This is a genomic window from Streptomyces sp. NPDC000594 (assembly GCF_040299965.1).
GTDB lineage: Bacteria > Actinomycetota > Actinomycetes > Streptomycetales > Streptomycetaceae > Streptomyces.
This window is the reverse complement of sequence record NZ_JBEPCY010000076.1, coordinates 1-2,790: the sequence shown is the minus strand read 5'-3', so window position 1 is coordinate 2,790 and position 2,790 is coordinate 1. Positions and strand designations below refer to the sequence as shown.

1 protein-coding gene is annotated in these 2,790 nt (G+C 69.5%); it reads right to left on the bottom strand.

Annotated elements, in window-relative coordinates; genetic code table 11:
- Positions 1 to 2,790: non-ribosomal peptide synthetase (locus ABT354_RS37935; protein ID WP_351502618.1), on the bottom strand; the 2,790-nt coding region annotated here is incomplete at both ends.

Sequence of the window (2,790 nt, the reverse complement as noted above, 5' to 3'; positions counted from 1 at the left end):
CCGGTCCACGATCACGAACGCGGAGGGCACCATGTAATCGGGCAGGACCTCCAGCAGAGCCAGCCGCAACCCACCCCCATCCACACCCGGAACCGAGACCGCACCCGGGGCCGCACCCGGGGCCGGGGCTGTGGCTGTGGTGGGGTCCGGGACGACGTAGCCGGTCAGACGCTTCTGGCCCGGCTGGTCCTCCCGCACCACCACCGCACACCCGCCGACACCCGCCACCCGCGACAGAGCCGTCTCCACCTCACCCGGCTCGATCCGGAACCCCCGCACCTTCACCTGATCGTCCGCACGCCCCACAAAGTCCAGCGACCCGTCCGCCCGCCACCGCACCACATCCCCGGTCCGGTACATCCGCGACCCCACCGGACCGAACGGATCCGCCACGAACCGCTCCGCCGTCAGACCGGCCCGCCCCAGATACCCCCGCGCCAGACCCGCACCCGCCACATACAACTCACCCACCACACCCACCGGCACCACCGACAACAACCCATCCAGCACATACACCCGCGTATTCCCCACCGGAACACCAATGGGAATACGGTCGTTGAGCGTGGATTCGGCAGTGAGCGTGTGGTGGACGGCGCACAGCGTGGTCTCGGTCGGCCCGTAGCTGTTGGTCACGAGGATGCCGGGGTTGGCCTCGAAGATGCGCTCGACGACCTGCGGTGACATGCTCTCGCCACCACTCCAGATCTCCCGGACACCGGCCAGGCACGCCGGGTGCTCCTCCACCAGCAGTCGCAGTACGGAGGCCGCCACCATGAGGCCGGTCACCTCGTAGTCGGCGATGGTCCGGGCGAGCACCTCCATCTCCATGTCGCCGGCAGGCGCCACGACGATGACGCCGCCGGTCAGCAGCGGGCCCCACAGCTCGTAGGTGGAAGGGTCGAACGTGCTGGGGGAATGCAGCAGTACCTTCGCGCGCGACTCCTTGCGCCAGCACGGGTCGTCGACGAGTGCCAGTACGTTGGCGTGGGTGACCGACACGCCCTTCGGGACACCGGTGGAGCCGGAGGTGAACATCACGTAGGCCACATGCTCCGCAGCGGACGTGGCCTCGGGGGCGGAGTCCGTCTCGTCGGCCAGGCCGCCGATGCCGTCGACGACGACGGCCTTCGCGGGGAGCGAGGAACCAAGCCGGCCGGGCCTGTCGGTGAGAACGGTCCGGGCGGCGGTCTCCTCAAGAACCCGACGGATGCGCTCCGCCGGAAGCCGGTCGTCCAACGGGACGTACGCAGCACCCGCCTTGATCACGCCGAGCACCGCTGCGACAGAGGCCACTGAGCGGTCCATGAGTACCGCCACGCGGTCCTCGATACGCACACCCTCCCGGATGAGCCGGTTCGCGACGCGGTTCGACAGCCGGTCCAGCTCGGCGAAGGTCGCATGGCCATCCGCTGCCTCGACGGCGATCTCTGCGGAGCGGGTGCGTGCCTCCGCCGCGAACCGCTCCTGGAGCGACCCTTCGATCACGGTGACCCCGACGGCGTTGTGGCCGTGGCCCGAGACAAGAGCCTGCTGCTCGTCGGCCGAGAGCATCTCCAGTGTGTGGAGGGGTGCGTCGGGGTGGGTCGCGGCGGCGGTGAGAAGGCGGGTGAGGTACGTGGTGATGCGCTCGGCGGTGGCGCGGTCGAACAGATCCGTCGCGTACTGGAGGGCTCCCTTGAAGCCACCGGATTCGGCGCCACCCTCGTGTTCGGCGACTGCGAAGGTAAGGTCGGTTTTGGCGGTTTCGGTGGTGGGGGGGAGGGTGTGGGTGGTGAGGTTGGGGAGGGTGAGGTGGGCCTGGGTGGTGTTGTGGTAGGCCAGCGTCACCTGGAAGAGGGGGTGACGTGACAGGCTCCGCTGGGGGTTGAGGGCTTCGACGAGGGATTCGAAGGGGAGGTCCTGGTGGGCGTAGGCGGCGAGGTCGGTGTCGCGGACACGGGCCAGGAGGGTGCGGAAGGTGGGGTTGCCGGTGGTGTCGGTGCGCAGGACGAGGGTGTTGACGAAGAACCCGACGAGGTCTTCGAGGGCGTCGTCGGTGCGTCCGGCGATGGGGATGCCGATGGGGATGTCGGTGCCGGCGCCGAGGCGGGTGAGGGTGGCGGCGATGGCGGCCTGGAAGACCATGAACATGCTGGTGTTCGTGGACCGGGCGAGGGCCGCGAGCTGCTGGTGGGTGGTGGTGTCGATGTCGAACAGGGCCATGGCGCCCTGATGGGAGGGTTCTGCGGGACGGGGCCGGTCGAAGGGCAGGGTGAGTTCCTCGGGTGCCCCGGTGAGAGCCTGCTTCCAGTAGCCCAGCTGGCGCGCGAACAGCGACTCCTCATCGGCGGGGTCACCCAGAAGGTCCTGCTGCCACAGCGTGTAGTCGGCGTACTGGACCGGGAGGTCCTTCCACACCGGGGCCGCACCCTTCCCCAGACGGGCGGTATACGCCTGCCCGAGATCCCTCAGGAACGGGGCCGTCGACCAGCCGTCGGAGGCGATGTGGTGCAGCAGCACCAGCAGTACCCACTCCCCTTCCCCTTCCCCGATCTGGAAGAGGGTGACCCGCAGCGGGATCTCGGCCGTCAGGTCGAACACATACCGGGAGGCCCCGGCCAGCCGGCCCGGCAGCTCACCCTCCGTGCAGGTGGTCACCTCGAACGGCACCGGCTGGCCGGGCGGGCGGATGTCCTGGAACGGCTCGCCCTCCGCATCGCCGATCACGGTCCGCAGGGCCTCGTGCCGGTCGGCCACATCACCGACCGCGGCTCTGAGGGCGGTCTCGTCGAGGGTGCCTGACAGGCGGAC